We start from the raw sequence: 4,502 nt of genomic DNA, 5'->3' as shown, positions 1-4,502 counted from the left end.
GTGAGAGTCCGTGCGACCCGGGCCTGGCGCTCCAGTCCGGGCGGGCCCGGTATCCGATCAGTCGGGTACCGGGCCCGTTCGCGTTTCCGTCTACGGGCGGGGAACCCCGTGTTCCAGGTAGAGGGTCGTGGACCGTTCTCTGGCGAGGAGGGCCGCGCGGACGCGGCGGGCGAGGCGCGGTGCCAGGAGCGCGTCCAGCCGGTCGGCGGGGTGGAAGGCGTACCCGCCGATCTCCGTTCCGTCGGCGACGACGCGATCGCGTTCGCCGGCCGGGAGGATCCCGCCGTCGAAGACGAACAGCAGCTTGTCGCCCTCGGCGGGGTGGGGAGCCCAGTCGGCGACGAGCAGTCGGCCGATCGGCGGGCCGATGCCGAGTTCCTCCCGCACCTCCCGTGCCGCGGCGTCGCTCGGGCTCTCGCCGGCGTGCAGGTATCCGCCGGGCAGGTCCCGGCCGGGTTTGTAGGTCGGTTCCACGAGCAGGACGCGGTCCTCCTCGTCGAGGAGGAGCAGGCCGGCGGCGGTGCGGGGCCGGGCCACGGCCTCGTGGGGCTGGGCGTCGTTCACGGTTCTCCGGTGGTTGGGGCAGGTGTTCGCCCCTGGTAGTGTTCTTCCTGTCGCGAGGGAGATGATCTCTCGTCAGGCGTCAGTGGTGCTACCAGAGCACGTCCCACTTTCAGTGGGGAGAGTCCGTGCGACCCGGGCCTGGCGCTCCAGTCCGGGCGGGCCCGGTATCCGATCAGTCGGGTACCGGGCCCGTTCGCGTGCGCTCAGCGGCGGCCCGCCGCGCGGGCGAGGAGGGCGGCGGTGGCGCGGCCGGCCAGGACGGCGTGGGGGGCCGTGGTGGCGACGCAGCGGCCGGCGGCCGGGTCGAACTCGGCGAGGACGACGCCCGCGTGGTCGGAGTCGGGCTGGAGGAACTCCGCGGCCGGGGTGAGCAGGGCGGTGTCCAGGGCGCGCGACAGGTCGGCGGGGACGAGGTCGTCGCGGGTGCCGTGGACGAGGAACAGCGGGACGGGGGAGGGGCGGTCGGCCAGGGCGAGGAGGGGGGCCTCACCGGTGGTGATCGAGGGGCGCGCGTAGCTGGAGGCGATGCCGACGGCGGCGGTGGGGCGAAGGTCGTCGGGGGTGCCGGGGTGGGTGGCGACGGCTATCGCCTCCCGGCCGGCGACCGACCAGCCGGCCAGGACCAGGCCGAGCCCGGGGTCGCCGCCGTGGTCGGCCGCGTGCCGGCGGGCGTGGCGCAGGGAGGCGAGGAGGTGGTCGCGGCCGCCGTCGGGCGCGTCGGAGCGCCAGTCGGGGACCAGGACGAGGACGCCGTGCCGGGCCGTCTCGCGGGCCAGCGGGGCGAGTTCGCGCCGCTCGTCGGGGCCCTTCCCGTGCCAGAGGAGGACGACGGGCCAGGGTCCGGCGGCATCGGCGCCGCCGGGCGGACCGGCCGGACCGCCCGGCGGGCGGTGGACGTCCAGGAGGCGGCCGGGGAGGTACTCGACGGTGATCGGAGGGGCGTCGGCGCTGGTCATGAGGGCTTCTCCGGTGGTTCGGGCGGGTGTTGCACCCTGGTAGTGTTCTTCCTGTCGCGAGGGAGATGATCTCTCGTCAGGCGTCAGTGGTGCTACCAGAGCACGTCCCACTTTCAGTGGGGAGAGTCCGTGCGACCCGGGCCTGGCGCTCCGAGCCGGAAGGGCCCGGCACCTGTCATCAGGTGCCGGGCCCTTCCGCATGGCCGTGCCGGTCGCGCGCCCCGCCGATCCGGTCAGGCGACCGGGCGGTCCGAGCCGAGCTCGCGCGAGATGCGGAGTCCGACCTGGGCGACCACCGGGCCGAGCGCGCGGACCCTGGCGGCGGTCATCCGGGAGGTGAGGCCGGAGACCGAGAGGGCCGCGGTGACCTCGCCGGTGTGGTCGAAGATCGGGGCGGCGACGCAGCGGACCTCGGGCTCGTTCTCGCGGTCGTCGATGGAGTAGCCGCGGGCGCGGATCCGGGCGAGGTCGGCGCGCAGGTGGGTCTCGTCGGCGATGGTCCAGGCGGTGACGGGGCGCAGGCCGGCGGCGACGACCTCGGCGACCGCCTCCTCGGGCAGCCACGCCAGGATCGCCTTGCCGGTCGCCGTGCAGTAGGCGGGGGCCCGGCTGCCGACCCGGGACGCCATCCGGACGTTGGTCTCGTCCTCGACCTTGTCCAGGTAGACGATGCCCGGTGCCTGCCAGACGGTGAGGTGGACGGTCTCGCCGGCCTCGCGCTGGAGGCGGCGCAGGTGTTCGGCCGCGACGCTGCGCAGGTCGAGGGTGGAGAGGTAGGCCTGGCCGAGCCGCAGCGAGCCGTGGCCGAGCCGGAACCAGCCGGTCTCCCGGTCGCGGTCGAGCAGGTGCTCGTCGAGCAGCGGGCCGGTGAGCCGCAGGACGGTCGACTTGTTGAGGTCGAGCGCCTCGGCGAGCTGGGCGAGCGGGACGCCGCGCCCGTCGCCGTGGTCGCGGACGTAGCCGAGGACGGACAGGGCCCGGCGCAGTGAGGAGGACTGGTTGCGCTCGCCCGCCGCCTTCTTCGGTTTGGTGCCCGCGGCCGCGCCCCCGCCCGCCCCCGCGCCCGCCCCCGCGGTGCCCGCGGCGGTGCCGGCGCTCCCGGCCGCGGAGGTCTCCCCGGCCGGCCCGGCGCCGACGGCCCGGGCCGTGCCTCCGGCCGGCCCCGTGCCCGCGGTCCCCCCGGCCGTGGCGGCCGTCTGCTCCGTCATCGGTCCCGTTCCCCTCTCGTTCCGCCGCCGGACGGCAGCGGTTGTCGAACCGTACCGCTTCCGGACTGAGTCGCTGTGTTTTCGATACAGCGTTGTGCATTGCAAAACTTCCCGAATCGGGTCTTGTTGCCCGTGAGCGCCCCCGCCTAACGTCCCTGCCATCGAGCAGGCGACGCAGCCCACCCGAGCGGTCGCTCTGCCGTACCCACTCAGCTCCACCCCCACATCCACGCGTTCACGCACCCACCATCGGCCCCGGTCAGGGCCTGCTTCGACGTGCCCGTCCCCAGCGGCGCACGTCTCGGCGGCAGCTGTCGGGAGGGGAGGCTCCACACCCATGCGCATCGTCAGACGGACCACCGCCGCCGCCGTTCTCGCGGCCACCTGCATCGCTGCCGCCGCCTGTTCGCCCGGCACCGCCGTGCCCGCCGGCGAGAAGGCGGCCGACGACAAGACCGGCACGCTCCAGGTCTGGCTGTACAACGAGGCCGGCAACGCCGCGAAGGAGGCGGTGATCAGCAAGGCGGTCGCCGAGTTCCAGTCCTCCCACCAGGGCGTCACCGTCAACGTCAGCTACATCGACACCGACGCCTCGGCCCGCGCCGCCAAGATGAAGGGCGCGTTCAACGACCCGAACAGCGCCCCCGACCTGGTCGAGTTCGGCAACACCGACCTGCCCGGCTACGTCGCGGCCGGCGGCCTCGCCGACATCGGCGCCGACCTCGACAAGTGGAAGGAGAAGGGCGACCTCGACCCGGTCATCGCCAAGACCACCCAGGTCGACGGCAAGACCTACGGCCTGCCGTGGTGGGTCGCCGTGCGCGGCCTGTACTACCGCACCGACCTCTTCACCGAGGCCGGCCTGGCCGCGCCCACCTCCTACGCCGAGCTGGTCGCCGCCACCGAGAAGATCCACGGCGCGCACGCCGACACCTTCGGCATCGCGATCGGCGGCAAGTACACCTTCGGCGCGCTCCCCTTCGTCTGGGACGCGGGCGGCGACATCGCCACCAAGGAGGGCGACAAGTACAAGGCGGCGATCAACTCGCCCGCCTCGCAGGCCGGCATCAAGCGCTACACCGACCTCTTCAACGAGAACGGCTGCCCGGCCCAGCAGTGCGCCGACCTCACCGGCGGCAAGACCGTCGACCTCTTCGCGGCCGGCAAGGCCGCGATGGCGATCCTGCCGAACTCCAGCAAGAGCAAGGTGGACGCCGGCGCCGCCAAGGACAAGTACGCGGTCGTCCCGCTGCCCGGCGAGAAGCCCGGTTCGATCGCCCCGGCGTTCGCGGGCGGCAACAACCTCGGCGTGATGAAGGCGGCCAAGCACCGCACCCTGGCCGTCGAGTTCGCCGAGCTGCTGGCGAGCCCCGCGTACCAGGAGCAGATGTACGACGCGATGGGCAACCTGCCGACCCTCAAGGCGGTCAGCACCAAGGTCTCCGCCAAGGACCCCTTCCTGAAGCCGTTCACCGACACCATCGCGGCCGGCACCAAGTTCGTCCCGCTGGACCAGGCGTGGGCGCAGATCGACGCGCAGGCCGTGATCCCGACCATGCTCCAGCAGGTCGTCACCGGCAAGGCGGACGTGGCGAAGGCCTCGGGCGACGCCGCCACGCAGATCACCTCGGCGTTCGCCGCCCACTGAGCCCAGGCCCACCGGGTATCCAGAGAGCAGGTCCCGTAAGTGTCCGCACCCACCACGACCGCCCCGGCGGCGCCGTCATCCCCGAGCGGGCGGCGCCGGGGCAACGCGTCGGCCGCGCCCCCGCGC

The 4,502-nt window shown here is 73.8% G+C and carries 4 protein-coding genes; 1 reads left to right on the top strand and 3 read right to left on the bottom strand.

Features of this window, described 5'->3' with window-relative positions; all coding sequences use genetic code 11:
* Positions 1-90 precede the first annotated feature (90 nt).
* The 3 genes from ACFCX4_RS32240 to ACFCX4_RS32230 all read right to left on the bottom strand — a co-directional run bounded on the left by ACFCX4_RS32240 (position 91) and on the right by ACFCX4_RS32230 (position 2,728).
* Positions 91-564: an NUDIX domain-containing protein gene (locus tag ACFCX4_RS32240; protein ID WP_376150307.1), complete on the bottom strand. Its 474-nt coding sequence runs from the start codon at positions 562-564 to the stop codon at positions 91-93.
* 203 nt (positions 565-767) lie between these two features.
* Positions 768-1,520: an alpha/beta hydrolase gene (locus ACFCX4_RS32235; protein ID WP_376150305.1), complete on the bottom strand. Its 753-nt coding sequence runs from the start codon at positions 1,518-1,520 to the stop codon at positions 768-770.
* 233 nt (positions 1,521-1,753) lie between these two features.
* Entirely contained in the window at positions 1,754-2,728 is a 975-nt protein-coding gene (locus tag ACFCX4_RS32230) for an IclR family transcriptional regulator (RefSeq protein ID WP_376150303.1), read from the bottom strand.
* 337 nt (positions 2,729-3,065) lie between these two features.
* Between ACFCX4_RS32230 and ACFCX4_RS32225 the strand changes: the two genes are divergently transcribed.
* Positions 3,066-4,376, top strand: coding sequence for an extracellular solute-binding protein (locus ACFCX4_RS32225; RefSeq protein ID WP_376150301.1), 1,311 nt, complete (start codon positions 3,066-3,068; stop codon positions 4,374-4,376).
* The last annotated feature ends 126 nt before the right edge of the window (positions 4,377-4,502 follow it).

It is taken from the genome of Kitasatospora sp. NPDC056327, assembly GCF_042261735.1.
Taxonomy (GTDB): domain Bacteria; phylum Actinomycetota; class Actinomycetes; order Streptomycetales; family Streptomycetaceae; genus Kitasatospora.
Note: the sequence above shows the minus strand (reverse complement) of the source record. Positions and strands in the feature narration are given on the sequence as shown.